Source organism: Pantoea sp. CCBC3-3-1 (assembly GCF_007981265.1).
Lineage (GTDB): Bacteria > Pseudomonadota > Gammaproteobacteria > Enterobacterales > Enterobacteriaceae > Erwinia.
Genome location: NZ_CP034363.1, coordinates 777,581 through 802,733, shown reverse-complemented (window position 1 = coordinate 802,733; position 25,153 = coordinate 777,581). Strand labels below are relative to the sequence as shown.

Genomic DNA, 25,153 nt, shown 5'->3' with positions numbered 1-25,153 from the left:
CGGTAGTGCTATTGCCTGAAACAACCTCTACGAGAATCGAGCCGAATATCTATGCCTTTTACACTTGGTCAACGCTGGATCAGCGATACGGAAAGCGAATTGGGATTGGGAACCATCGTCGCGGTAGACACGCGCATGGTGACGCTGCTTTTCCCCGCCACCGGTGAAAACCGTCTTTACGCCAGAAATGATTCTCCTATTACTCGTGTGATCTTCAACCCGGGCGACACCATCACCAGTCACGAAGGCTGGCAGCTGGAAGTTGTTGAAGTGATTACTGAAAATGGTCTGGTCGCCTATCTTGGTACGCGTCTGGATACGGGCGAGTCTGGCGTGCTGATGCGCGAGGTGATGCTTGACAGTAAGCTGGTGTTCAGCAAACCGCAGGATCGCCTGTTTGCCGGCCAGCTCGATCGTATGGATCGCTTTGCCCTGCGTTTTCGTGCCCGTAAATATCAGAGCGAACAGTACCGCCTGGCGGTCAGCGGCCTGCGCGGCATGCGTACCAGTCTGATCCCTCATCAGCTGCACATTGCTCATGATGTGGGCCGTCGTCATGCACCACGCGTGCTGCTGGCGGATGAAGTCGGTCTGGGTAAAACCATCGAAGCCGGGATGATTATCCACCAGCAGCTGCTGGCAGGCCGCGCCGAACGCGTGCTGATCGTGGTGCCAGAAACCCTTCAGCACCAGTGGCTGGTTGAAATGCTGCGCCGCTTTAACCTGCGTTTCGCCCTGTTCGATGACGATCGCTACGCGCAGGCGCGCCTGGACAGCGACAATGCTTTCGATACCGAACAGCTGGTTATCTGCTCGCTCGATTTTGTCCGCCGTAACAAGCAGCGTCTGGAAATGCTGGCGGAAGCCGAATGGGATTTGCTGATCGTCGACGAAGCGCACCACCTGGCGTGGGAAGAAGGTCAGCCAAGCCGTGAATATCAGGTGATTGAACAGCTAGCCGAGCAGATCCCGGGCGTACTGCTGTTGACCGCAACGCCGGAACAGCTGGGTCTTGAGAGCCACTTTGCCCGTCTGCGGCTGCTCGATCCGGATCGCTTCCACGATTTTGACGCCTTTGTTGAAGAGCAGCAGCACTTCCGTCCCATTGCGGACGCCGTTTCCGGCCTGCTGGCCGACAAGGCTATCGATCAGCAGCAGATGAATATGCTGAACGATCTGATGGGCGAGCAGGATATCGAGCCGCTGTTGCAGGTTGCTAACAGCGATCGTGAAGGCAAGCTGGAAGCACGTCAGGAGCTGATCAGCATGCTGATGGATCGCCACGGCACCAGCCGCGTGCTGTTCCGTAACACCCGTAACGGCGTGAAGGGCTTCCCAAAACGCGAGCTGCATCAGATTCGCCTGCCGCTGCCAACGCAGTATCAGACCGCCATTAAAGTTTCCGGCATTATGGGCGCGCGTAAAGCGGCCGATGAGCGCGCGCGCGACATGCTTTACCCTGAGCAAATCTATCAGGAATTTGAAGGCGATAGCGGCACCTGGTGGAACTTCGATCCGCGCGTCGAATGGCTGATGGGCTTTTTGACCAGCAACCGCGATCATAAAGTGCTGGTAATTTGCGCCAAAGCGACCACTGCGCTGCAATTGGAACAGGTTCTGCGCGAGCGCGAAGGCATTCGTGCCGCCGTATTCCACGAAGGACTGTCGATTATCGAGCGTGACCGCGCTTCGGCCTGGTTTGCTTCTGAAGAAGATGGCGCTCAGGTGCTGCTCTGCTCGGAGATCGGTTCCGAAGGCCGTAACTTCCAGTTCGCCAGCCAGATGGTGATGTTCGATCTGCCGTCTAACCCCGATTTGCTGGAACAGCGTATTGGTCGTCTCGACCGTATCGGCCAGGCACATGATATTAAGATCCACGTGCCTTATCTGGAAAAAACCGCGCAGTCCGTGCTGGTACGCTGGTATCACGAAGGGCTGGACGCTTTCGAGCACACCTGCCCGACCGGCCGCGCTGTTTACGATAAAGTCAGCGCTCGACTGGTCGATTATCTGGCCTCGCCCGAAAATACCGAAGGGCTGGACGAGTTTATCCACGAATGCCGTAAGCAGCACGACGAGCTGAAAAGCCAGCTGGAACAGGGACGCGACCGCCTGCTGGAACTGAACTCCAACGGCGGCGAAAAAGCCCAGGCGCTGGCAGAGAAAATCGGCGAACAGGATAACGATATAGAACTGGTTAATTTTGCGCTGAACCTGTTCGATATCGTGGGTATCAATCAGGAAGATCGCAGCGATAACCTGATTGTACTGACGCCTGGCGACCATATGCTGGTGCCGGATTTCCCTGGCCTGCCGGAAGATGGCTGCACCATCACCTTCGATCGTGGTCAGGCGCTGTCGCGTGAAGACGCACAGTACGTTACCTGGGAACACCCGATTATCCGCAACGGCCTGGATCTGATCCTGTCGGGCGATACCGGAAGCTGTGCGCTCTCTCTGCTGAAGAACAAAGCGCTGCCGGTCGGCACGCTGTTGGTTGAGCTGATCTACGTGGTGGAAGCGCAGGCGCCGAAGCACTTACAGCTGACCCGCTTCCTGCCGCCAACGCCGGTGCGCATGCTGGTTGACCGTAAAGGCACCAACCTGGCGGGCAAAGTGGAGTTCGAAAGCTTTAACCGTCAGCTGAATGCCGTAAACCGCCATACCGGCAGCAAGCTGGTGAACGCCGTGCAGCAGGATGTCCATGAAATCCTGAAGCTGGCGGAAGATCAGGCGGCGGAAGAAGCCCGTAAGCTGATTGACGTTGCCCGTCAGGAAGCGAACGAAAAACTCAGCGCTGAGCTGTCGCGTCTGGAAGCCTTAAGCGCGGTCAATCCTAACATTCGTCAGGATGAAATTGACGCGCTGGAAAGCAATCGTGAGCAGGTGCTGGAAGCGCTGAATGACGCGGGCTGGCGCCTTGACGCGCTGCGCCTGATTGTTGTGACGCATCAGTAACACCTAAAGGGCGGCGCAGGCCGCCCTCAGACAGCTGACAAACTTAAAGTGAGAGGAACACGGACCTGGAACAAAGCGTCCTGGGCCATGGAAGGCCCAGGTCGAGCTGGCATAGACGCCGCTTTTTGCGCCTTTGTGGAAGGCCCGTGTTCCTCGCACCGGCACTGTGTCAACAACCTCAGGGCGGCGCAGGCCGCCCTGATACAGGCATGAAGATGGAACCCTACAATCCTCCGCAAGAGCCCTGGCTACATATTCTGTATCAGGATGAATATATTATGGTGGTCAACAAGCCCAGCGGACTGCTGTCCGTACCCGGCCGCCTGCCTGAACATAAAGACAGCGTGATGACCCGCATCCAGCGTGACTTCCCCGACGCTGAATCGGTGCACCGGCTGGATATGGCCACCAGCGGCGTGATTATCGTTGCGCTGACCAAAGCCGCCGAGCGCGAACTGAAACGCCAGTTCCGTGAACGCGAGCCGAAAAAAACCTATGTGGCGCGCGTCTGGGGGCATCCTGAGAAAGATAAAGGCCTGATCGACCTGCCTCTGATTTGCGACTGGCCGCAGCGACCAAAACAGAAAGTCTGTTTTGAAACCGGCAAAGCGGCACAAACGGAATATGAAGTGCTGGACTATGCCGCTGATAACAGCGCACGGGTTTTGCTCAAGCCGATTACTGGCCGTTCGCATCAGTTAAGAGTGCATATGCTGGCGCTGGGCCATCCTATTCTGGGTGACAATTTTTACGCGCACGACGAAGCCAGAGCGATGGCACCACGTCTTCAGCTGCATGCAGAGATGCTCACCATCACCCATCCGCAATACCAAACGCCCATGACTTTCCGTCAGCCTGCGGACTTTTAATGCTGCTGCCGTCGCGTTTTAGCCCCCATAAATAAAAAAGTCCGGCGCCAGGCCGGACTCCCGTCCATGTGGTTTTGTTGCCTTTTCAGCCAATGCAGTGCGACAAAGTCACGGTGGATAAACCGTACTTATTCGCCGCGTTGACCAGACGCTCTACCTGCGGCTTGCCGTGGTCGGGATGCATCTCTTCATAAGCACAGGTTTTGCCAGAGAGAGTATATTTCCGCAGGCCAAAGTTGTGATAAGGCAGCAGATCGATACCGCGAAAAGCAGACTTTCCGCGGGTTATGCTGGCGATCAGCGCCATCATATTCTCCGCTTCTTCCAGACTGTCATTCACTTCCGGGATCACCGGGATGCGAATGCGCAGCGGGATTGCTTCATCAAGCATCTTTTGCAAATTGCTTAAAATGCTGCGATTACTGACGCCGGTATACCGCTGATGCCGTTTCTCGTCGGCCAGCTTCAGGTCGAACAATACCAGCTGGCTGGCCTCACAGGCCTGCCATAACAGCGGCCATGAGGCAAAACCGGACGTCTCCACCGCGGTATGGATCCCTTCCTGCCTGGCCGTTTGTAATAGCAAGCGTGAAAAGACGGGCTGAAGGGCGATTTCACCGCCGCTGAGCGTCATACCGCCGCCAGACGTTCGGTAATAGAGTTCATCGGCAATGACCGTCTGCATGACCTGCTCCACGCTTAGCCGGTTACCAATATTACGGATCGCCGCCGCCGGGCAATCCTCATCATCCGGCCAGTCAGCATAGCCCGCCTTCACAAATTTTCCCTGCGCAGCTTTGCCCGGACAACGCTGCCAGCATTGCGAGTGGCGACATCGCTGGCCGTCAAATAAGACTTCCGGCTGGCCCGACAGGCTTTCCGGGTTGGCACACCATGCACACGCCATCTGGCAACCTTTCAGAAACACCACCGTGCGTACGCCCGGTCCGTCATGCAGTGAAAAGCGCTGGATATTAAAGACGATGCCTGAGCTGTTCACCTCAGAACTGCTGCAACTGGGTGCGGCTGATAATTTCATCCTGGACCTCACGACTGAGTTCAACGAAGAATGCGCTGTAACCCGCAACTCTGATCATCAGATTGCGGTAAGCCTCCGGGTTTTCCTGTGCTTTACGCAGCGTCTCGTCATCCACGTAGCTAAACTGCATCTGCGCATTGCCCAGCATACTGGCGCTACGCAGCAGGGTAATTAACCCCTGTTCGCCCTCATCAGTGTCCAGAATGCCATGCAGCAGCTTAAAGTTATGCACCATCCCAATTTCCATCTCTTCGACGTTAATACGCCCAACGGAATTCACGATGGCAGTGGGTCCGGCATAATCGGTCTGCTGGGAAGGACTGATCCCGTCAGCCAGCGGCATGCCCGCCAGACGTCCGCTGGGCAGCGCGCCGGTCGCCAGACCAAATGGCGTGTTGTTAGAGATCGACAGCGTACCGTGAGTGAACGGGCCATACAGCATCCGGTACTGCCGATGCTGCTGCTCGATAAAGCGGATCAGATCCCGGGCGATGTAATCAACTTCGGCAATATCGTTGCCAAATTTCGCTACGTTCAGGCATGCGGAGCGGAGCGATTCATGACCGTCAAAATTATCGTGAAGCGCCTGCACCATTTGCTCAGGCGTAACCTTGTGCTGGGTGTAAACCAGCTCGCGCATCGCCATCATGGCGTTGGCATAGTCCGCCATGCCGGTCCAGATCAGGCCCGGGCCATTATTGACCATCGCCCCGCCGTGCATCACATCTTTACCCTGCTCAACACAGCCTTCTACCAGACAGGAAATCAGCGGCTTAGGGGCCAGATCCCGGTGCAGTTTCTGCATCATCAGCGTGGCTCTGGCGGCCTGCCGGACGATATGGCTTAACTGCTGTTTTACCGCCGCTTCAAAAGCAGCATAGGTGGTGAGTTCGCCCGGCTCGCCGGTCAGTGGCCCAACCTGAGAACCGCTGGCCGTTTTGCCATTGTTCAGCGCCAGCTCAATTGCGCAGGTAAAGGTGGTATACCCCACCGATGTCCACTGATAAATACGGCCCGATCGCTGCGGCTCCACGCAGCCCATCAGACAGTAATCGCGCGCATCTTCATAATCGAAGCCTTTACGCAGCATCATTTTGATGTGGGCGTCGTCAAAATGGCAGGCCGGGAAACCGATGCCTGCCCGAATAACCTCGACGATTTTGCGCATAAACGGCTGCGGTGACTGATTGTGAATACGCACCGCCAGGCTCGGCTGATAAATTTTCAGCTTGCGGGAACAGTCCATAATCAGCAGGGTCAGAGGATTGGTCGCATCGCCGCCCTCGCGTTTTTGCCCGCCGACCACAAGGTTGACGAAAGGCTGATAACCCGCAAAGTACATGGCGGAACTGGCGCTGCAAATCCACATGCATTCGGACATTTTAATCATCCAGCAGCACAGCAACTCTTCCGCTTTTGCTTCGGTTAACTCGCCAGACGCCAGATCCGCCGCAAGAAGCGGCCACAGATATTGATCGACACGACCCAGCGAAATCCCCGTCTGGTTCTCTTCCAGAATGAACAGCGACTGAGCGAACCAAATCGCCTGTAATGCTTCATAGAAATTTTCTGGCGGATGTTCCGGCACGCGGCGGCAAATGTGCGCCAGTTTTATCAGCTCCGCTCTGCGCTGGCCATCCACTGCCTGTTCTGCCAGCTGCTGGGCATAATCGGCATAGCGGTTGGCATAATCTTTCACGCCTTCACAGGTTTCAATCACCGCTTCGTAAAAAACCTGTTTATCCTGATCGTCAGGACAGGTTGGCGATAAGCCACCTAATGCTGCGCGAGCCTCGTCCGCCACGCCGCCCAGCCCTTTTTTCAGCAAAATAATATCGTAGCCGGGACAGGTATCACCGCCGCCGTTCTGGGTTTTGATGCTGAGGTCGCAGATGCCGTCATCGGTACTCCACTCCCACAGCCCGGCATGACGCAGCTGCGTTTCCGCCACCTCATCCAGTGAGCGCCCCTGCCAGAAAGGGAAAATGTCTTCACGCAGTTCGCGCTTAACCTCATCGCTGATTTCGTACGGATCCTGAGCGCGAGTGGACATGGTATCGAGCTCATCCGCCACCCAACGCCAGGCGATTTCCGGCGACACTTCGCCTCCCCGGGCTGCACCGGCCGGATGACTGATAATCAATTCATCGTCCTGAATCACCAGCGGCGCAAGCTGACAGGCACGGCGAAATGCCATTGCGCGGAGCAATAGCGTTGGCATGCCTGGATAGCGGCGATAAATTTCGGTAACGGCTCTGGCCCGGGTTGCGGAGATAAAAGGTTTCGCCTGTAAATAACGCGTTCGCAGACGATGAATGCGGGGATAAAGCTGATCCATAACATTATTCATTGAAACATTCCCATTATCACACAGCCAGCTACAATTAATGAAATACCGATAAAAGCGGGCCGATCTATTTTATTACGATAAATAACCACGCCGACCAAATTGATGATAACAATGCCCAAACCGCACCAAAGGGCATAGGCAAGGCCGACCGATAAAACCAGAATCGCTTTTGATAAAGCATAAAAACAGCAGGCGTAAATTGTCATTACCCCAAGGGTAATGCCCCAACGGCGAAAACTGTCGGTTTTAGGCAGCAGGCTGGTGGCTACAACCTCCAGCACAATGGCAATAAATAGCCACAGCAACCCGGTTAATGTACTGAGCATGATTACCTGCCTCCTGAAACAGAATTAGCGGGCTTGTCTTTTCCAGAGAGCAGATTAATCACCACTACCCCCGCAAGAATTAATAACATGCCAATTATGCTGCCATGGCTGATCAACTTGTCGAACACTACGCGGTTGGTGATTGAGGTGGCGACAATGCCGACACCGGCCCACAGTGCGTAGGCAAGGCCAATAGGGATTTTCTTCAGTGAAAGCGTCAGGAAAAAGTAGGAAACGGCATACGCCGCCAGTGCAAGCCCTGCTGGCAAAATTATCGACATTCCCTTCGATAAAGCTAACAGCGTGGTTGCCACTATTTCCATGGTAATGGCAATGCAGAGATATAAAGAATACCTGTCTTTTTTCATAATTTAATAAACCAGTGTGATACAGATAATTAACATTCAGAATTTAAAAATAAAAACGTTCTGTTCTGTATCAGTGTATCTGGATCTCTGTCAATCCAGCATAAACAATGAGGCCTCTAAAGCCTCATTATTATCAACCGGAGTAAAAATTATTGATAATTTATCATGATGACAGTAGTTTTATTTATCGCAGCCTTTAGGTTAATCATGCGATAATTTTAAATATTCAATAAACCCGTTGCAGGTTAGCACTTGACTATAAATAAAATAACTCTGTTGATTACGCTAAGCTATCCAGCCGGTGAGCAACGCACCACCGGCCGGATAATGCTTATTTAAAGCCTTTTTCCCGCTTAATCAGATCGTAAGCAGCCTGGATTTCCTGCGCTTTCTGCTTCGCCATTTCCATCATCTGTGGCGGTAAGCCTTTCGCCACCAGCTTATCAGGATGATGCTCGCTCATTAGCTTACGGTAGGCCCGTTTTATAACCGCTGGCTCATCGCTGCTTTTTACGCCCAGTACGCTACAGGCATCTTCCAGCGTCGGCCCACGCTGAGCGGATTGAAAACCACCCTGCGAACCCGCGCCCTGATAGTGACCGCCGCCGCCAAACTGCTGACCGCCTTCCATCATGCGCAGAAACTGATCGAACTGGTTATGCGAAATACCCAGCTCCTCTGCGATCACATACAGCACCTGACGCTCATTAGGATGAAGCGATCCATCAGCAAAGGCCGCCTGGATTTGAATTTCCAGAAACATCCTAATCAGGTCAAAACGGCCAAAGCAGGCGCTACGCAATTCACGCAGTTTAGTACGCAGCGGGTAGTCTCCCTCTTTTCCTTCGCGAAAGGCACGCTGCGCCGACGTTCTGGCTTCACCATGCAGCTGCATGCGATCCATCAGCAGGGAAGCCATCTGAATATCCGCATCCGTAACGCGCCCTTTCGATTTGGTCAGATGCCCCATAACCTGAAAGGTGGTGCGGAAAAACAGCGTCTGTCGGGTCTGCTGATTGGCGAAATAGCCCTGTCCTCTGACCGCCTGCGCCTTATCAACCAGATGACCAATCAGCAGGCCAAATGCTATTCCCCAAAAGCCGATGCCGCTTAACAAACCCAGCACAAGCCCGATTACTTTTCCCCAATAGCGCATATACTCCTCAATTCGCCATGCTGAAGCCCAGAAATTGCATTATCATACCCGTCATTTATCTCAGAGCCTAACGGCAACGCGGTCAAACAACCAGAGCAAGCACTGCCGCTTTCACCTTACAGCACCGCTGTAATTTGTAAGATGCAGGGTATAACACTAGCGCAACGCAGTTGAGTACGTTAGTCTCTGACCGTTTGTCGGCATGATGCCTGCTATCACGGAATTTTCGATACCGCGTATGAAAAAACGACTACCTACTTTGCTGGCCACGCTTATCGGTTCAGCGCTTTACAGCCAGCAAGGTCTGGCCGACGACCTCGCATCGCAATGTATGCTGGGCGTACCAAGCTATAACCGTCCTCTGGTTCAGGGCAAAGACACCAATAACCTGCCGGTAACGATTAATGCGGATCAGGCTAAAGGCAACTACCCGGATGATGCGGTGTTTAGCGGCAACGTCGATATTCAGCAGGGCAACAGCCGCATGCTGTCTGACGAAGTGCAGCTGCACCAGAAGCCGCAGCAGGGCCAGCCGACGCCGGTACGCACCGTCGACGCGTTAGGTAATGTGCACTATGACGACAATCAGGTCATCCTGAAAGGTCCGAAAGCCTGGTCCAATCTGAACACCAAAGACACCAACGTCTGGAATGGCACCTACCAAATGGTTGGCCGTCAGGGACGTGGTAGCGGCGATCAGATGAAGCTGCGCGGGCAAAATCGCTATACCATTTTGGAAAATGGTACCTTCACTTCCTGTCTTCCTGGCGACAATAGCTGGAGCGTGGCGGGTACAGAAGTGATTCAGGATCGCGAAGAACAGGTTGCTGAAATCTGGAATGCCCGCTTTAAAATTGGCGCGGTTCCGGTGCTTTACAGCCCCTATTTGCAGTTGCCTATCGGCGACAAACGCCGTTCCGGTTTCCTGATCCCTAACGCTAAATATGGCAGTTCCAACGGCTTTGAATTTATTCTGCCCTACTACTGGAACATCGCGCCGCAGGCCGACGCCACCATTACGCCACACTATATGAGCAAGCGTGGCATGCAGTGGCAGAATGAATTCCGCTACCTGACCAAAGCCGGTGTGGGCCTGATGGAATTCGACTACCTGCCAACCGACGATCAGTACAACAAAGATGCGGCGGCTCGTAATCTTTCCGACGACAAAGATTCCAATCGCTGGTTGTTCTTCTGGCGGCATTCGGGCGTCTACGATCAGAACTGGCGCTTTAACGCCGACTACACCAAAGTCAGTGATGTTTACTACTTCACCGACCTGGATTCGCCGTACGCTAACTCAACCGACGGTTATGTGACGCAGAAATTTAGCGTGGGCTACGCTGAGAAAAACTGGGATGCCACGCTGTCGACTAAGCAGTTCCAGATTTTCTCCACCCAAACCAATAACGACGTTTATCGCGCCGAACCGCAGTTTGACTTTAACTATTATCAGAACGACGTGGGTCCATTCGACACCCATCTGTATGCACAGGCGGTGAAGTTTACCAACGTTAATGAAGAATACCCGGATGCGACGCGTCTGCACCTGGAGCCCACGATCAACCTGCCGCTTTCTAACGGTTGGGGCAGCCTGAATACCGAAGCGAAACTGCTGGCGACGCATTACCAGCAGGATGACATCGAATACTGGAACGAAAACGTTGATACCACCAAGGTCAACCAGCTGAAAAGCAGCGTGAACCGCGTAATGCCGCAGTTCAAAGTTGACGGCAAGATGGTATTCGATCGCGACATGAATTGGGCAGAGGGCTACACGCAAACGCTGGAACCGCGTATGCAGTACCTCTACATTCCTTATCGTGACCAGAGCACTATCCGGGCTTATGACTCCACGCTGCTGCAAAGTGATTACACCGGCCTGTTCCGTGACCGCACTTATAGCGGCCTGGATCGCATTGCTTCTGCCAATCAGGTGACCACCGGCGTCACTACCCGAATATTTGATAACGATCTGGTTGAACGTTTTAACGCTTCCATTGGTCAAATCTACTCGTTTACCCCGTCTCGTACCGGACTGGAGAACGCAGACAGTGACGATCGTGGCAGTCTGGTATGGGCAGGTGATACCTACTGGAAGATTAGCGACCGTTGGGGAGCGCGTGGCGGTGTGCAGTATGACACCAGCCTCAATGACGTTTCACAAGGTAATGCCATACTGGAATACCGTCGTGATGCAGACCGGATGGTGCAGTTGAACTACCGCTATACCAGCCCGGAATATATTCAGCAGACGCTAAGCCAGATCACTAACCCTGGCTATCAGCAGGGGATCTCACAGGTGGGTACAACGGCAAGCTGGCCGATTGCTGATGCCTGGTCAGTTGTGGGTGCCTGGTATTACGATACGAAAGCGAAGCAGCCGGCCGATCAGTTACTCGGCGTGCAGTACAGCTCCTGCTGTTATGCCATTCGCCTGGGGTACGAGCGTAAAATATCCAGCTGGGAAAACGACAGCAGTAAGTACGATAACAAAATCTCGTTCAACATTGAGCTACGCGGCCTGAGCCCAACTTACAACCTGGGCACCGGCCAGATGCTGCGTCAGGGCATTCTGCCTTATCAGCGCTCTTTCTGATGTTGTGATTTAGTATGCAAACCCGCAGTGCGGATAGAAGAATGGAAAAAGTATGAAGAACTGGAGAATGCTGATCCTCGGTGCAGCGCTGACAGCCAGCACCGCGTTTGCAGCACCGCAAGTTGTTGATAAAGTCGCCGCCGTCGTGAATAACGGCGTGGTGTTAGAAAGTGACGTCGACGGCATGATGCAGTCGGTAAAAGGTCAGGCTCATCAGGCTGGTCAGCAGCTGCCGGATGACAGAACGTTACGCCATCAGATCATTGAACGTCTGGTGATGGATAACATTCTGCTGCAAATGGCAAAACAGGCGGGCATCCAGATTTCAGATGCACAGCTGGATCAGGCGATTGCCAACATTGCTGCGCAAAACAAAATGAGCGTGGATCAGCTGCGTAGCCGCCTGGCTTACGACGGCATGAACTACGCAACTTATCGCGAGCAGATCCGCAAAGAGATGACCATTGCCGAAGTGCGCAATAACGAAGTCCGTCGTCGTGTGACCATTCTTCCGCAGGAAGTGGATTCGCTGGCGAAACAGGTTTCTTCTCAAAACACCGCTTCGACTGAGCTGAACCTCAGCCACATCCTGCTCCCGCTGCCGGAAAATCCAACCCAGCAGCAGGTTGACGATCAGGAAACCCTGGCGAAACAGCTGGCAGGCGAGGCCAAAGGCGGTGCCGATTTCGGTAAGCTGGCAATCACCTACTCCGCCGATCCTCAGGCGCTGAAAGGCGGCAACATGGGCTGGGGCCGGATTCAGGAACTGCCTTCACTGTTCGCACAGTCGCTGGTGACGGCGAAAAAAGGCGATATCATTGGCCCAATCCGTTCCGGCGTCGGCTTCCACATCCTGAAAGTGAATGATGTTCGTGGCGATAACCAGAGCATTTCGGTGACTGAAGTGCATGCCCGCCATATTCTGCTGAAGCCTTCACCAGTGATGACTGACGCCCAGGCGCGCCAGAAGCTGGAACAGGTTGCGGCGGATATCAACAGCGGTAAAACCAGCTTTGCTCAGGCAGCTAAACAGCTTTCACAGGATCCTGGTTCAGCCAATCAGGGCGGCGATCTGGGCTGGAGCTCTCCGGAAGTCTTCGATCCCGCTTTCCGCGACGCGCTGTTGAAATTGAAGAAGGGGCAATTGAGCACGCCGGTTCACTCTTCTTTCGGCTGGCATTTGATTCAGCTGATGGATACCCGTCAGGTTGATAAAACGGATGCCGCGCAGAAAGAACGCGCTTACCGTCTGCTGTTCAACCGTAAATTTGCTGAAGAAGCACAGACCTGGATGCAGGAACAACGTGCTTCAGCCTACGTGAAAATTCTGGATGCCAATGCTCAGTAACCTGCGCGTGGCGATCACTCCCGGCGAACCCGCCGGGATTGGTCCTGATGTCACCCTGCAACTGGCCCAGCGCGACTGGCCAGTTGAACTGGTCGTCTGTGCCGATCCAGCTTTGCTGCGCCAGCGTGCGGCAAAGCTGGGTTTACCCTTGACGCTACGAGAATACCAGCCGGGCGTAGCCGCACAGCCACAGGCTGCGGGAACGCTGACGGTATTGCCGGTGATTACGCCACAGCCGGTTAAGGCTGGCGAACTCTGCGTGGCCAACAGTCATTACGTGCTGGAAACGCTGGCGCGTGCCTGTGACGGTTGCCTTAATGGTGAATTTGCCGCGCTGATTACCGGTCCGGTGCATAAAGGCGTAATTAATGATGCGGGCATCTTTTTCAGCGGGCATACTGAGTTCTTCGCGGAGCGGGCAATGTGCTCACGCGTGGTGATGATGCTGGCAACGGAAGAGCTGAGAGTCGCGCTGGCGACCACGCATCTGCCGCTTAAAGATGTCTCTGCCGCCATCACTCGCGACAGCCTGCACGAAGTGATCAATATTCTTCACGCCGATCTGCAAAGCAAATTTGGTCTGGCCCAGCCGCATATTTTTGTCTGTGGCCTGAATCCGCATGCAGGTGAAGGCGGACACATGGGACGTGAAGAGATCGATGTCATTATCCCTGCGCTGGATGAACTCCGACGCCAGGGGATGCAGCTGACCGGCCCGCTGCCGGCAGATACGCTGTTTCAGCCCAAATATTTACAGCATGCCGATGCAGTCCTGGCGATGTATCACGACCAGGGCCTGCCGGTGCTAAAATATCAGGGATTTGGTCGTGCGGTGAATATCACCCTTGGCCTGCCCTTTATCCGTACCTCCGTCGATCATGGCACAGCCTTAGAGCTGGCAGGCCAGGGTGACGCGGATGCGGGCAGCTTTATTACGGCGCTTAACCTCGCCATTACCATGATTAAGAGCAGTAATGAATAATCGCGTCCATCAGGGCCATTTCGCCCGCAAACGTTTCGGACAGAACTTCCTGAACGACCAGTACATTATCGACAGCATCGTCTCCGCTATCCATCCACAGGCAGGCGAGGCGGTTGTCGAGATCGGCCCAGGCCTCGGCGCGTTAACCGAACCGGTTGGCGAACGTCTGGATGCCATGACGGTCATCGAACTTGACCGCGACCTGGCGGCTCGTCTGCAGACCCATCCTTTCCTTGGGCCTAAGCTGACGATCTTCCAGCAGGATGCCATGACCTTTAATTTCGCCGAGTACGCCCGTGAAAAAGGCCAGTCTCTGCGCGTCTTCGGCAACCTGCCCTACAACATCTCTACCCCGTTGATGTTCCACCTTTTCAGCTATACTGATGCGATTCGCGATATGCACTTTATGTTGCAAAAAGAGGTGGTCAATCGCCTGGTTGCCGGGCCTGGCAGCAAGGCGTATGGTCGGCTGACGGTGATGGCACAGTATTACTGCCAGGTGATCCCGGTGCTGGAAGTCCCGCCGGAATCCTTCACCCCGGCACCAAAAGTGGATTCCGCCGTGGTGCGTTTGATCCCTCATTCGACGATCCCGCATCCGGTTAAAGATATTCGCTTACTCAGCCGAATCACCACCGAAGCTTTCGGTAAGCGCCGTAAAACGCTACGTAACAGCCTTGGTCATCTCTTCACGCTTGAAGTTTTGCAGCAGATGAATATCGATCCAACGCTGCGTGCGGAAAATATCTCAGTGGCGCAGTACTGCCAGCTGGCTAACTGGCTGAGCGAGCATCCTCAGGTTCAGCAGCAGGAGAACTAAGCAATGACCGATACGCCCCGGGTTAGTATTAATGTGCAGAGCGTTTATATTGCGTCGCAGTCGGATCCTGAAGAGGAGCGCTACGTTTTTGCTTACACCATTACAATCCGCAATTTGGGGCGTACCGCTGCTCAGCTGCTTGGCCGTTACTGGCTCATTACCAACGGCAACGGCCGCGAAACTGAAGTTCAGGGTGAAGGCGTGGTGGGCGAACAGCCGCTTATTCAGCCCGGAAACGAGTTTCAGTACACCAGCGGTGCCGTTCTCGAAACGCCGATGGGCACCATGCAGGGACACTATGAGATGATCGACAGCGAGGGCGAAGCCTTCCGTGTAGAGATCCCGGTGTTCCGCCTGGCAATCCCCACTCAAATCCATTAATTCTGATTGCGGTGCAAAGCCCTGCCGCCGCACCGCATATGGCTGGACAGGTTTATGAGCACTTATCTAATCGGCGATATTCATGGTTGCTACGATGAACTGCAATCTTTGCTGGCGCAGGTTGCTTTCGACCCCGCTCAGGACACCCTGTGGTTAACCGGCGATTTAGTAGCGCGGGGTCCCGGCTCGCTGGAAGTTTTACGCTTCGTTCGCTCTCTCGGTGATGCGGTTAAGGTGGTATTAGGCAATCATGATTTGCATCTGCTGGCCGTTTTCGCCGGGATTAGCCGTAACAAACCTAAAGACCGAATTACGCCGCTGTTGGAAGCCGAAGACGCGGATGAGCTGATTAACTGGCTTCGTCGTCAGCCGCTGTTGCAGGTTGATGAAGAGAAAAAGTTGGTGATGGCCCATGCCGGGATCACCCCGCAGTGGGATATCGAAACGGCGCAAAGCTGTGCTCGTGAAGTGGAAGCCGTGCTCTCCAGCGATACCTATCCGCTGTTTCTTAACGCTATGTATGGCGATATGCCCAATAACTGGACGCCAGAACTCAGCGGGCTGGCCCGTTTGCGCTTCAGCACCAACGCGCTGACCAGAATGCGGTATTGCTTCCCTAACGGCCAGCTGGATATGATCTGCAAAGATACACCAGACTCTGCCCCGCCGCCGCTAAAGCCCTGGTTTAAAATCCCCGGCCCGGTTTCCCGTGATTACACCATTGTGTTTGGTCACTGGGCTTCACTGGAAGGAAAAGGCACGCCGGAAGGCATTCTGGCACTGGATACCGGTTGCTGCTGGGGCGGTACGTTGACCATGCTGCGCTGGGAAGATAAAGCGTGGTTTATTCAGCCCTCCAACCGGGAACGGTCGGTAGAGGAATAATGCACAGGGCGGAAAATTTTCCGCCCTGGCTTTTAACGGCGATCGAGAATTTCGAAGCAGTAGCTGTGAGTGTTCTGTTCGTCCGCGTCATGGAACTCGCTGAACGTGGACTGCCATTCGTCAGGCTCATAATCCGGGAAGGTCGTATCGCCTTCCACTTCTGCATCAATGTGCGTCAGATAAAGACGATCGGCTCGTGGCAGCAGCTGCTCATAAACACGCCCGCCGCCAATGACCATGATTTCTTCAGCGTCGGCTGCCGCCAGCAGCGCATCCTCGATCGAACTGACCCAGGTCACGCCTTCTGACTCACCTTTCTGAGAACTGATCACAATATTCAGTCGGCCGGGCAGAGGGCGACCAATAGATTCAAAGGTACGACGCCCCATGATCACAGGCTTGCTCAGGGTGTTACGTTTGAACCACGCCAGGTCGGCAGGCAGATGCCACGGCATGGCGTTTTCCATTCCAATTACGCGGTCGGCCGCCATGGCCGCAATCAGGCTTATCATCAGATAATACTCACAAGGTGTAAAATTGGCGCCATCATACGGAAAGGTGAAACTTTCGTCGATAGCTAAACCTGGCGAAATACGTAAAGGTTTTTCAGCGTATCGTTTGCGTGTCTTTTCGCGGAACTTCGCGCTAAAATGCGCGCAGCAAGCTACGTAAAATCCTTTTTTCCAACCGACATCGAAGAACATCATGTTAGAAACCAGTTTACTTATCGTCACGATTGCGACGCTGGGCATGCTCTCCCCTGGCCCGGACTTTTTTCTGATCGTTAAAAACGCAGCGCGCTATCGCCGCAGCGCGGCTTTGATGACGGCTTTAGGCGTTAACTGCGCCGTGGCGACGCACATGACTTACTGCGTTGCCGGGCTGGCCGTGGTGATCACCACCACGCCATGGCTGTTTATGCTGCTTAAATATGCAGGTGCCGCTTACCTGATTTACGTAGGCGTGCAGGCGTTGCTTTCGCGCGGCGGCAGCAAGATGGATCTGACCAATGTCGCGCCGGAAAATACCTCGCTGAAAAAGGCGTTTTTGCAGGGCTATCTTTGCAATCTGTTAAACCCAAAAGCAACGCTGTTCTTTCTGTCGATGTTTACTCAGGTGCTGAGCGTTAACTCTGGTTTCGGCGAAAAGGTGTGGTATGCGGGCATTATCCTCACGCTTTCCTCTCTCTGGTGGCCTTCGCTGGTGATCCTGATACAGAGCGCGCCTGTACGTCGCGGGCTGGCTAAAGCTCAGAAGCTGATCGACAAACTGCTCGGCGGCGTGCTGATTGCATTGGGCATTAAAGTCGCCCTTTCCTGATAGCCTCGTCCGCGCCCGTCAGCAAAATCTCCTGCTGACGGGTAAGTCTCTGCTTATCCTTCAGCTGCTTTCCAGCCCCTTCCTTTTTATATCTAGTTCCCTCCCCACTGGCTAAAACTTTGCAGGCAGGAAAACCTCTTTGCGAGGCGTTACGCAGTCTCAGCCAGTGAGTGGCGCATCTCAACTTAAATAACGGCAAACTACCTGACGAAAAATCGTGCAATACCATTGAACTATCCTTTATTTGGGGATAGATTATGCATAATCAGGAGACACAGCAGTGGATGCTATCTTTGTCGAACTTCCGCCATTCGCACGCCATCGTGCGGATTATCTCTCCGATGAGGCGTTTATCAGCCTGCAAAATCTCTTAATGCTTTCGCCATGGTGTGATGACGTTATCCAACACACGGGCGGATTGCGTAAAGTCAGGTTAGGCGATGAGGACCGCCAAAAAGGGAAGCGTACAGGCCTGCGGGTGATTTATTACTGGTGGCAGGAAAACGCCCAGTTCCTCCTTTTTACGCTTTACAGTAAGGGAGAAATGGGCGATCTCACCGTCTCGCAGAAAAGCATGCTGCGTCAGTTGCTTGATTATCATATGGCAGGAACACCATGAAAAAACGACAGTTGTTCAATGAGCTGGTTGAAGGGATGGATGCCTGGGGAGAGATGAATGCGGGCAAAAAAACGCTGAAAACTCACCGGCTGAGCGTTGAACGCGAAATTGTGTTGCCCTCGTCTGAGCTACGGCAGATCAGGGAGTCGCTACAGCTTTCGCAGGCGCTGTTTGCCCAGTACTTACATACCGGGCTGACCACCTATCAAAACTGGGAGCAGGGTCGTGCTAAACCCAACAAGCAGGCGATTCTGCTTATCCGCATGGTTGAAAAAGATCCTCAGCTGCTGCAAACCCTTGCCGGATTGTCGCTGTAGAAACCAGTGGCAGCGCACCGCCACTGGAAAGGATTACGAACCGCTCAGACGTTTGAATTCTTCTTTTGCTTTTTGCAGCTGCTGGGTAAATCCTTCATCGGCATGCAGACGCGCGACGATGGCGCCGCCCACCACACGGGCGGCCGTCACGTCACTCTGCCAGTGATAGCCACAAATTACCCTGCTCTGCCCAAGATCGTAGCCACGCTTGAGGATAGCATCCTGTCGGGACGGATTGATTTCCGTTAGTACCAGCGCGGTGGCCCAGCCTATCGTGGTATGGCCGGAAGGATATGAGCCATTTTTGGACAGCGTGGCCTCCTCATCGGCGCGACAGGTTGGCTCATTGTAATAAGCAAATGGCCTGATACGCATATAGTGCTGCTTGGCGCTGCGGGTCGCCAGGTCGCCTGCATCCTCACGCATTTTCATCAACAGCCGGTAGATTTCAGGCGTTTTTTCTTTAGAAATCACGTGGCCGAAAGCCCCGGAAAATGCTTCCGCCACGCCGTTACCGGAAATATGCGCATCCTGCCACGCCTGCTTACCGCGCGGCGTATTACGCAGCAATTTGGCCGCATCGTACTGGGCTTTGTCATTGAGGAAGTCGATGCTGTCCCCTGCCGGTGGCGGCGGCAGTAAGGCAAGGCTGTCGATCGACTGGGATTCTTTCAAAAAGAAGAGGTCCGGGTTGGTGGTGACATCAGGAGCGGCAAAAACAGGCCCAATAACCGCCCACGTCAGCGAGGCGAGTAAGATTTTTTTCATTATTTAATCCCTTTTTCATTATCCAGTGGTATGCAAAACGCTCCGCTTTGCAAATAAAAGCAATTGCCGCGTAGATAGTAAGGGATTGTCAGCATGACCTCTGCCCTGAAGGTTACAGATTGAGCGCCGGATCACAGAGCATTCCAGAAAAAGGCAAAAAAAATCCCCGCCGGAGCAGGGATTTAGTCATAACAGATAGCGGTTTTAGCCGTTAATCTGCGCGTGCATTTCCTGTACCGAAATAACCTGCTCGGTCGGATCGGCATTCAGCGACATTGCAGTCGCAAAACCGCCGTTCAGCGTGGTGTCGTAGTGTACTTTATATTGCAGCGCACTGCGGCGGATCAGCTTGGAATCTTCAATTGCCTGACGGCCAGCCGTGGTGTTAACAATGTAGGCATATTCCCCGTTCTTCAGGCGATCCTGAATGTGCGGGCGGCCTTCATGCACCTTGTTCACCAGGCGCGGATTGATACCCGCCTCACCCAGCACCACAGCCGTCCCGTGAGTCGCATCCAGCTCGAAGCCAAGTTTTTGCAGCTTTGCCGCCAAATCCACAATGCGTTTTTTATCGCCATCGCGAACTGACAGCAGCGCACGACCGCTTTTCTTCATGTTGCTTTGCGCGCCGAGCATCGCTTTGGAGAAGGCTTCTGCAAAAGTGCGGCCCACGCCCATTACTTCACCGGTAGAACGCATTTCCGGGCCGAGGATCGGGTCAACGCCCTGGAACTTGTTGAACGGCAGCACGACTTCTTTCACCGAGTAATACGGTGGGATCACTTCTTCCGTCACCCCCTGCTCTGCCAGCGTTTTGCCTGCCATCACGCGAGCGGCAACCTTCGCCAGCGGCACGCCGGTCGCTTTGGACACGAACGGCACGGTGCGTGCGGCACGCGGGTTTACCTCAATCAGGTAAACTTCGTTATCCTTCACCGCAAACTGGACGTTCATCAGGCCACGAACGCAGAGCTCAAAGGCCAGTTTCTCAACCTGCTGACGCATTACATTCTGGATATCTTTGCTCAGCGTATAGGCCGGCAGTGAACAAGCCGAGTCACCGGAGTGAACGCCCGCCTGCTCGATATGTTCCATGATGCCGCCAATCAGCACGCGTTCGCCGTCGCAAATGGCATCGACGTCCACTTCCACTGCGTCGTCCAGGAAACGGTCCAGCAGTACCGGCGCGTCATTGGAAACGGAAACCGCCGTCTGGAAGTAGCGCTTCAGGTCGATTTCGTCGTAAACGATTTCCATCGCCCGGCCGCCCAGCACGTAAGAGGGACGCACCACCAGCGGATAGCCGATATGCGCGGCTTTTTCTACCGCCTGCTCCAGCGCGGTGACCGTGGCGTTTTCTGGCTGTTTCAGGCCCAGGCGATCGACCGCCTGCTGGAAACGCTCACGGTCTTCCGCACGGTCAATCGCATCCGGGCTGGTGCCGATCACCGGCACGCCAGCGGCTTCCAGCTCACGCGCCAGCTTCAGTGGCGTCTGGCCGCCGTACTGGACGATAACGCCTTTTGGCTTCTCGATACGCACGATTGAAAGCACGTCTTCCAGCGTGACCGGTTCAAAGTAGAGACGGTCAGAGGTATCGTAATCGGTAGAAACGGTTTCCGGATTACAGTTGACCATGATGGTCTCATAACCATCTTCACGCAGCGCCAGCGCCGCATGAACGCAGCAGTAGTCAAACTCAATGCCCTGGCCGATACGGTTTGGCCCGCCGCCCAGCACCATGATTTTTTCACGGTCGCTGTTCTGGTTAGCTTCACACTCTTCCTCATAAGTTGAATACATGTAAGCGGTGTCGGTAGAGAATTCCGCCGCACAGGTATCCACGCGCTTATAGACCGGGTGCAGGTTGTACTGTTCACGCAGCTTACGTACTTCAGATTCGGCGACGCCAGCCAGCGCTGACAGGCGTGCATCGGCAAAGCCTTTACGCTTCAGGGTACGCAGAAATTCTGCCGTCAGGCCGTTAACGCCTTCATGAGCCACCTGCGCCTCCAGCTGTACCAGCTCCTCAATCTGCACCAGGAACCAACGGTCAACATTGGTCAGCGCGAAGACGTCATCAACTGACATGCCCGCACGGAAAGCATCAGCGATGTACCAGATACGGTCGCAACCGGCATCTTTCAGCTCGCGGCGAATCTGGGTCATCGCTTCAGGATCGTTCAGGTCAACTTTAGGGTCGAAACCGTGCGCGCCCACTTCCAGACCGCGCAGCGCTTTCTGCATCGATTCCTGCAACGTACGGCCAATCGCCATCACTTCGCCCACTGACTTCATCTGCGTGGTCAGACGGTCGTTGGCACCGGCAAATTTTTCGAAGTTAAAGCGTGGGATCTTGGTGACAACGTAGTCGATAGACGGCTCGAACGACGCTGGCGTCAGGCCGCCGGTAATATCGTTCATCAACTCGTCAAGCGTGTAGCCCACAGCCAGCTTGGCGGCGATTTTCGCAATCGGGAAGCCGGTGGCTTTTGACGCCAGCGCCGAAGAGCGGGAAACGCGGGGGTTCATTTCAATAATGATCAGGCGGCCGTTCTCAGGGTTCACCGAGAACTGTACGTTCGACCCTCCGGTTTCCACGCCGATTTCACGCAGTACCGCCATTGAGGCGTTACGCATGATTTGGTATTCTTTGTCGGTCAGGGTTTGCGCAGGCGCAACGGTGATGGAGTCACCGGTATGAATGCCCATCGCATCGAAGTTTTCGATGGAGCAAACGATGATGCAGTTGTCGTTCTTATCCCGCACCACTTCCATTTCATACTCTTTCCAGCCGATCAGCGATTCATCAATCAGCAGCTCGTTGGTTGGCGACAGATCCAGACCGCGCTCGCAAATCTCTTCAAACTCTTCGCGATTGTAAGCGATACCGCCACCGGTGCCGCCCATCGTGAAGGAAGGACGAATGATGCAGGGGAAGCCAACGTCTTCCGCTACCTTCAGCGCTTCGTCCATGGTATGGGCGATGCCGGAACGCGCGGTTTCGAGGCCGATTTTCTTCATCGCCACATCAAAGCGACGACGGTCTTCCGCTTTATCAATGGCATCCGCCGTGGCACCGATCATGGTGACGCCGAATTCGGCCAGCACGCCCTGACGCTCCAGCTCCAGCGCACAGTTCAGCGCGGTCTGACCGCCCATGGTTGGCAGCACGGCATCCGGACGCTCTTTTTCAATGATTTTGCGTACTACTTCCCAGTGAATTGGCTCGATATAAGTGGCATCGGCCATCTCCGGGTCGGTCATGATGGTTGCCGGGTTGGAGTTAACCAGGATAACGCGGTAGCCCTCTTCGCGCAGCGCTTTACAGGCTTGCGCGCCAGAGTAGTCGAATTCGCAGGCCTGGCCGATGACGATCGGGCCAGCGCCAAGGATCAGGATACTTTTTATGTCGGTACGTTTTGGCATTTTCTCGCTCCTGATTATTTCGCGGTTGAACGGTAAGCGTCGATCAGTTCGATAAAGTGATCGAACAGCGGTGCGGCATCGTGCGGGCCAGGGCTTGCTTCAGGGTGTCCCTGGAAGCTGAAAGCTGGCTTATCAGTACGATGGATGCCCTGCACAGTGTGGTCAAACAGCGAAGTATGCGTTACGCGCAGGTTTGCAGGCAGGTTGCTGTTGTCTACCGCGAAACCGTGGTTCTGCGCGGTAATCATCACGGTGTTGTTGTCATGATCTTTTACCGGATGGTTGCCGCCATGATGACCCAACTTCATTTTCACCGTCTTTGCACCACTGGCCAGAGCCAGTAACTGGTGTCCCAGACAGATGCCGAATACCGGCACGTCTGTTTCCAGGAATGACTTAATCGCGCTGATAGCGTAGTCGCAAGGCTCCGGGTCGCCAGGACCATTTGACAAGAAGATGCCATCCGGATTCAGCTTCAGTACTTCTTCAGCGGAGGTCTGTGCCGGTACAACAGTCAGTCGGCAGCCGCGATCCACCAGCATCCGCAGGATGTTGCGCTTAACACCGTAGTCGTATGCCACCACGTGGTAAGGCAGCTCAGCATCGTCCTTCGGCGTTGGCAGTCCGCTCAGCGTCCAGCTGCCCTGCTTCCAGCTGTAGCTCTCGTTAATGGTGACTTCTTTCGCCAGGTCCATCCCTTTCAGACCGGGAAATTCTTTCGCCTTCTGCAGCGCCAGCGCCGCATCAGGCGCGTCGCCTGCAATGATGCAGCCGTTCTGCGCGCCTTTTTCACGCAGCAGACGGGTTAGCTTACGGGTATCGATATCGGCAATAGCGACAATGTTCAGGCGCTCCAGGTAGGCAGACAGTCCTTCTTCATTACGGAAGTTGCTGGCAATCAGCGGCAGGTCGCGAATAACCAGACCCTGCGCATGAACCTGAGAAGATTCTTCGTCAGCGGTATTGGTGCCGACATTGCCGATATGAGGATAAGTAAGAGTAACGATCTGGCGGGAATAGGAAGGATCAGTGAGGATTTCTTGATAACCGGTCATTGAAGTGTTGAAAACAACTTCCCCCACTGCCGAACCTAAAGCCCCGATGGCCCGACCGTGGAATTGGGTTCCGTCTTCCAGAACCAATAGCGCTGACTTAATCAAAACGTCCTCCAGAGAATAAACAGTCACATTATTTGCATATTAATTCAGGATGACCCCTTAAATCAATGCAAAAACCGCCTGACTGCTCGATTTTTGGCAAATTGCGCGCATTCTAATGATCGCCCATCTTATTGTCTACCCTGAGCACCTATTTTTCTTACTTTTATGCCTCACTGAGCTTAAAAAAGACTGGTCAGCACTGAAAACCACAACTATGTAGACGATAAAACCGGTTGCGTGAATAAATCGACTCAGAAAAAATCAGGAAGGAGGTAAAAAGTGGACCAAATGGTCAAAAACAGCTAGCGAAAACGAAAATTATGATACTAAAGATATTAAAACAGCACCCAGCAGATAAAAAAATACCGAAACCAATTTAAAATACAAAAACAAAAAAGGATGCAATAAAAGGCATCCTTTTCAGTTATTTACATTAGTAATATAAAATAACCTTCTGACTCAACTCAAAGTTCGTCTAAATTTAGCACGCTTCTCATATCAAAAAGGCCTGATTTCTTCCCTTTCAGCCACGATGCCGCGCGAACGGCACCTTTTGCAAAAGTCATTCGGCTGGAAGCCTTGTGCGTGATCTCTACACGTTCACCTATATCGGCGAACATCGCTGTATGTTCGCCGACGATGTCGCCAGCACGAACCGTTGCAAAACCAATGGTTTTCGCTTTACGCTCTCCAGTATGCCCTTCACGCGCGTATACCGCATGTTCGTTCAGATCCCAGTCCATCGCATCAGCAATTGCCTCGCCCATGGCCAGAGCAGTACCTGACGGCGCATCAACTTTATGACGATGGTGCGCTTCGACAATCTCGATATCGGCATAATCACCCATCACTTTCGCCGCTTTTTCCAGCAATTTCAGCACAAGGTTTACTCCAACGCTGAAGTTAGCGGCAAAGACGATCGCTATCTCTTCTGCGGCAGCCTTAATGGCCGCTTTACCAGCTTCATCAAAACCGGTAGTGCCAATGACCATGGCCTTGCGATGCTGGCGGCAAAAGGCCAGATAAGCCAGTGCCGCATCCGGCCGGGTAAAATCAATCAGCACGTCAAAGTCATCAACCACGGCTGACAGGTTGTCGCTGATTTTTACGCCCAACGCGCCAATGCCCGCCATTTCGCCCGCGTCGGTACCCGTCAGCGAAGAGCCTTCACGTGCCAGCGCTGCGCCTAAGCATACCCCTTCCGCCTCATTTACTGCCTGAATTAACTGACGCCCCATGCGTCCGGTGGCGCCAACGATAGCGAGGCGGATTTGTGCATCTTTCATAGTGAGTCCCTTTAAGTCTGTGCATGCAAAGCGTAAACAGGTTAACTACGCGCTAACCTGCACGCCACAATAAAAAAGGTATGATTAGAATTTTATGCCAGACAGGATCGATTATCAGTAAAACAAATCCCGGCACCAGCAGGAAGCGGGTGGCGTGACTCGTCAGGGGCTTT

At 54.0% G+C, this 25,153-nt stretch carries 20 protein-coding genes and 1 pseudogene; 11 read left to right on the top strand and 10 right to left on the bottom strand.

Going from position 1 to position 25,153, the window contains the following annotated elements:
- Nucleotides 1-51 precede the first annotated feature (51 nt).
- A complete protein-coding gene (gene rapA, locus EHV07_RS03610; protein WP_147195157.1) occupies nt 52-2,958 on the top strand; it encodes an RNA polymerase-associated protein RapA in 2,907 nt (968 codons plus the stop codon).
- Nucleotides 2,959-3,167: 209 nt separating this feature from the next.
- Nucleotides 3,168-3,827: a bifunctional tRNA pseudouridine(32) synthase/23S rRNA pseudouridine(746) synthase RluA gene (gene rluA / locus EHV07_RS03605; protein ID WP_147200515.1), complete on the top strand. Its 660-nt coding sequence runs from the start codon at nt 3,168-3,170 to the stop codon at nt 3,825-3,827.
- 85 nt (nt 3,828-3,912) lie between these two features.
- Here rluA and EHV07_RS03600 read toward each other — a convergent pair whose 3' ends face one another.
- The 5 genes and pseudogenes from EHV07_RS03600 to djlA all read right to left on the bottom strand — a co-directional run bounded on the left by EHV07_RS03600 (nt 3,913) and on the right by djlA (nt 9,066).
- Nucleotides 3,913-4,827 (bottom strand): glycyl-radical enzyme activating protein, encoded by a 915-nt coding sequence (locus tag EHV07_RS03600; RefSeq protein ID WP_168199588.1) that lies wholly within the window; start codon nt 4,825-4,827, stop codon nt 3,913-3,915.
- 1 nt (nt 4,828) lies between these two features.
- Nucleotides 4,829-7,204, bottom strand: a pseudogene (cutC, locus tag EHV07_RS03595) (choline trimethylamine-lyase); the annotation flags it as partial.
- 8 nt (nt 7,205-7,212) lie between these two features.
- Nucleotides 7,213-7,542, bottom strand: coding sequence for a multidrug efflux SMR transporter (locus EHV07_RS03590; RefSeq protein WP_147195151.1), 330 nt, complete (start codon nt 7,540-7,542; stop codon nt 7,213-7,215).
- Between the two features lie 2 nt (nt 7,543-7,544).
- Nucleotides 7,545-7,910 (bottom strand): multidrug efflux SMR transporter, encoded by a 366-nt coding sequence (locus tag EHV07_RS03585; protein ID WP_147195149.1) that lies wholly within the window; start codon nt 7,908-7,910, stop codon nt 7,545-7,547.
- A 331-nt stretch (nt 7,911-8,241) separates the two neighbouring features.
- Complete coding sequence (djlA, locus tag EHV07_RS03580; RefSeq protein ID WP_147195147.1) at nt 8,242-9,066, bottom strand: co-chaperone DjlA; 825 nt, start codon at nt 9,064-9,066, stop codon at nt 8,242-8,244.
- Between the two features lie 202 nt (nt 9,067-9,268).
- Here djlA and lptD point away from each other — a divergent pair, with 202 nt between their 5' ends.
- From lptD to apaH, 6 genes are read left to right on the top strand one after another with little or no spacing between them, the layout of a single operon-like run.
- Nucleotides 9,269-11,665, top strand: a complete 2,397-nt coding sequence (gene lptD, locus EHV07_RS03575) for an LPS assembly protein LptD (protein ID WP_147195145.1) — start codon at nt 9,269-9,271, stop codon at nt 11,663-11,665.
- Nucleotides 11,666-11,717: 52 nt separating this feature from the next.
- Nucleotides 11,718-13,013 carry a peptidylprolyl isomerase SurA gene (surA, locus tag EHV07_RS03570; RefSeq protein ID WP_147195142.1) on the top strand — a complete coding sequence of 432 codons (1,296 nt, stop codon included), beginning with the start codon at nt 11,718-11,720 and terminating at the stop codon, nt 13,011-13,013.
- Nucleotides 13,003-13,995: a 4-hydroxythreonine-4-phosphate dehydrogenase PdxA gene (gene pdxA / locus EHV07_RS03565; RefSeq protein ID WP_147195138.1), complete on the top strand. Its 993-nt coding sequence runs from the start codon at nt 13,003-13,005 to the stop codon at nt 13,993-13,995. Before surA ends, pdxA begins: the two co-directional genes overlap by 11 nt.
- Nucleotides 13,988-14,815: a 16S rRNA (adenine(1518)-N(6)/adenine(1519)-N(6))-dimethyltransferase RsmA gene (gene rsmA, locus EHV07_RS03560; protein ID WP_147195134.1), complete on the top strand. Its 828-nt coding sequence runs from the start codon at nt 13,988-13,990 to the stop codon at nt 14,813-14,815. The genes pdxA and rsmA overlap by 8 nt, the downstream gene beginning before the upstream one ends.
- A 3-nt stretch (nt 14,816-14,818) precedes the next feature.
- Nucleotides 14,819-15,196: a Co2+/Mg2+ efflux protein ApaG gene (gene apaG, locus EHV07_RS03555; protein WP_147195131.1), complete on the top strand. Its 378-nt coding sequence runs from the start codon at nt 14,819-14,821 to the stop codon at nt 15,194-15,196.
- A 54-nt stretch (nt 15,197-15,250) separates the two neighbouring features.
- Complete coding sequence (gene apaH, locus EHV07_RS03550) at nt 15,251-16,081, top strand: bis(5'-nucleosyl)-tetraphosphatase (symmetrical) ApaH (protein WP_147195129.1); 831 nt, start codon at nt 15,251-15,253, stop codon at nt 16,079-16,081.
- A gap of 32 nt (nt 16,082-16,113) precedes the next feature.
- Here apaH and folA read toward each other — a convergent pair whose 3' ends face one another.
- A complete protein-coding gene (gene folA / locus EHV07_RS03545; RefSeq protein ID WP_147200514.1) occupies nt 16,114-16,593 on the bottom strand; it encodes a type 3 dihydrofolate reductase in 480 nt (159 codons plus the stop codon).
- Nucleotides 16,594-16,786: 193 nt separating this feature from the next.
- Here folA and EHV07_RS03540 point away from each other — a divergent pair, with 193 nt between their 5' ends.
- The 3 genes from EHV07_RS03540 (at nt 16,787) to EHV07_RS03530 (ending at nt 18,337) form a co-directional block, all read left to right on the top strand.
- Nucleotides 16,787-17,401, top strand: a complete 615-nt coding sequence (locus EHV07_RS03540) for a LysE family translocator (RefSeq protein WP_147195127.1) — start codon at nt 16,787-16,789, stop codon at nt 17,399-17,401.
- A gap of 280 nt (nt 17,402-17,681) precedes the next feature.
- On the top strand, nt 17,682-18,020 hold the full coding sequence (locus tag EHV07_RS03535; protein ID WP_147195125.1) for a toxin: 339 nt from the start codon (nt 17,682-17,684) through the stop codon (nt 18,018-18,020).
- Nucleotides 18,017-18,337, top strand: coding sequence for a DNA-binding transcriptional regulator (locus tag EHV07_RS03530; RefSeq protein WP_147195124.1), 321 nt, complete (start codon nt 18,017-18,019; stop codon nt 18,335-18,337). The genes EHV07_RS03535 and EHV07_RS03530 overlap by 4 nt, the downstream gene beginning before the upstream one ends.
- A gap of 33 nt (nt 18,338-18,370) precedes the next feature.
- On the opposite strand, the gene EHV07_RS03525 is transcribed toward EHV07_RS03530, so the two are convergent.
- The 4 genes from EHV07_RS03525 to dapB form a co-directional block, all read right to left on the bottom strand.
- Nucleotides 18,371-19,105, bottom strand: coding sequence for a phosphatase PAP2 family protein (locus tag EHV07_RS03525; protein WP_147195123.1), 735 nt, complete (start codon nt 19,103-19,105; stop codon nt 18,371-18,373).
- A gap of 204 nt (nt 19,106-19,309) precedes the next feature.
- Nucleotides 19,310-22,534, bottom strand: a complete 3,225-nt coding sequence (carB, locus tag EHV07_RS03520) for a carbamoyl-phosphate synthase large subunit (RefSeq protein WP_147195122.1) — start codon at nt 22,532-22,534, stop codon at nt 19,310-19,312.
- Nucleotides 22,535-22,548: 14 nt separating this feature from the next.
- Nucleotides 22,549-23,694, bottom strand: a complete 1,146-nt coding sequence (carA, locus tag EHV07_RS03515) for a glutamine-hydrolyzing carbamoyl-phosphate synthase small subunit (RefSeq protein WP_168199587.1) — start codon at nt 23,692-23,694, stop codon at nt 22,549-22,551.
- A gap of 464 nt (nt 23,695-24,158) precedes the next feature.
- Nucleotides 24,159-24,980, bottom strand: a complete 822-nt coding sequence (gene dapB, locus EHV07_RS03510) for a 4-hydroxy-tetrahydrodipicolinate reductase (RefSeq protein ID WP_147195118.1) — start codon at nt 24,978-24,980, stop codon at nt 24,159-24,161.
- Nucleotides 24,981-25,153: the final 173 nt, after the last annotated feature.

Excerpts from the sequence above, each read along its gene's own strand:
- lptD (WP_147195145.1), top strand. The coding sequence starts at position 9,269 with ATGATGCCTGCTATCACGGAATTTTCGATACCGCGTATGAAAAAACGA.
- folA (WP_147200514.1), bottom strand. The coding sequence starts at position 16,593 with ATGATAAGCCTGATTGCGGCCATGGCGGCCGACCGCGTAATTGGAATG.
- rluA (WP_147200515.1), top strand. The coding sequence starts at position 3,168 with ATGAAGATGGAACCCTACAATCCTCCGCAAGAGCCCTGGCTACATATT.
- EHV07_RS03525 (WP_147195123.1), bottom strand. The coding sequence starts at position 19,105 with ATGAAAAAAATCTTACTCGCCTCGCTGACGTGGGCGGTTATTGGGCCT.
- carB (WP_147195122.1), bottom strand. The coding sequence starts at position 22,534 with ATGCCAAAACGTACCGACATAAAAAGTATCCTGATCCTTGGCGCTGGC.
- EHV07_RS03540 (WP_147195127.1), top strand. The coding sequence starts at position 16,787 with ATGTTAGAAACCAGTTTACTTATCGTCACGATTGCGACGCTGGGCATG.
- rsmA (WP_147195134.1), top strand. The coding sequence starts at position 13,988 with ATGAATAATCGCGTCCATCAGGGCCATTTCGCCCGCAAACGTTTCGGA.
- djlA (WP_147195147.1), bottom strand. The coding sequence starts at position 9,066 with ATGCGCTATTGGGGAAAAGTAATCGGGCTTGTGCTGGGTTTGTTAAGC.
- apaG (WP_147195131.1), top strand. The coding sequence starts at position 14,819 with ATGACCGATACGCCCCGGGTTAGTATTAATGTGCAGAGCGTTTATATT.
- apaH (WP_147195129.1), top strand. The coding sequence starts at position 15,251 with ATGAGCACTTATCTAATCGGCGATATTCATGGTTGCTACGATGAACTG.
- pdxA (WP_147195138.1), top strand. The coding sequence starts at position 13,003 with ATGCTCAGTAACCTGCGCGTGGCGATCACTCCCGGCGAACCCGCCGGG.
- EHV07_RS03585 (WP_147195149.1), bottom strand. The coding sequence starts at position 7,910 with ATGAAAAAAGACAGGTATTCTTTATATCTCTGCATTGCCATTACCATG.
- EHV07_RS03590 (WP_147195151.1), bottom strand. The coding sequence starts at position 7,542 with ATGCTCAGTACATTAACCGGGTTGCTGTGGCTATTTATTGCCATTGTG.
- dapB (WP_147195118.1), bottom strand. The coding sequence starts at position 24,980 with ATGAAAGATGCACAAATCCGCCTCGCTATCGTTGGCGCCACCGGACGC.
- surA (WP_147195142.1), top strand. The coding sequence starts at position 11,718 with ATGAAGAACTGGAGAATGCTGATCCTCGGTGCAGCGCTGACAGCCAGC.
- EHV07_RS03530 (WP_147195124.1), top strand. The coding sequence starts at position 18,017 with ATGAAAAAACGACAGTTGTTCAATGAGCTGGTTGAAGGGATGGATGCC.
- rapA (WP_147195157.1), top strand. The coding sequence starts at position 52 with ATGCCTTTTACACTTGGTCAACGCTGGATCAGCGATACGGAAAGCGAA.